1 protein-coding gene is annotated in these 498 nt (G+C 67.9%); it reads right to left on the reverse strand.

Features of this window, described 5'->3' with window-relative positions; all coding sequences use genetic code 11:
- On the reverse strand, nt 1-498 hold a 498-nt coding region (locus tag ACLD7X_RS18540), incomplete at both ends, for a hypothetical protein (protein ID WP_425625502.1).

The following is a 498-nucleotide window of genomic DNA, read 5'->3' on the forward strand; positions in this document are numbered from 1 at the left end:
GGCGCCGCGGTTCCATTCGTCGTCCTGCGACGGGTCGGGCGCAAAGGGCGTGGAATCGTGGAACAGCGCCTTCCACCCCGCCAGCAGGATACGCTGGTCGAAGGGAAAGCCCAGTTCATTTGGCGTGGGGGACGCCACGACCGGATCGCGCGTCATCAGGTAGGCATAGATCGCGCGCAGGTCGTCGTCACTGACGCGGGCGAAATAGTCATAGGGGAAGGCAGGATAGAGGTGCCGCCCCTGCCGGTCCACCCCGTCGCGCATGGCGCGGATGAACGCCGCCTCGGACCAGGTGCCGATGCCGGTTTCGGGGTCGGGCGTGATGTTCGTGGTGTAGATCATGCCAAAGGGCGTGGGCAGGCCCAAGCCGCCTGCGTAATCCTCGCCGCCCGTGCGGGTAGGGCAGACGCCGCAATTGCCCAGGCCCGCCAGCAGTTCGCCCTGCTCGACAAGGTCGCGGTCGAACCCGGCCGGGTCGGGCGGAGTGATGGCGGCGAT

Source organism: Aphanothece microscopica RSMan92, from assembly GCF_046613545.2.
GTDB lineage: Bacteria > Cyanobacteriota > Cyanobacteriia > PCC-6307 > Cyanobiaceae > NIES-981.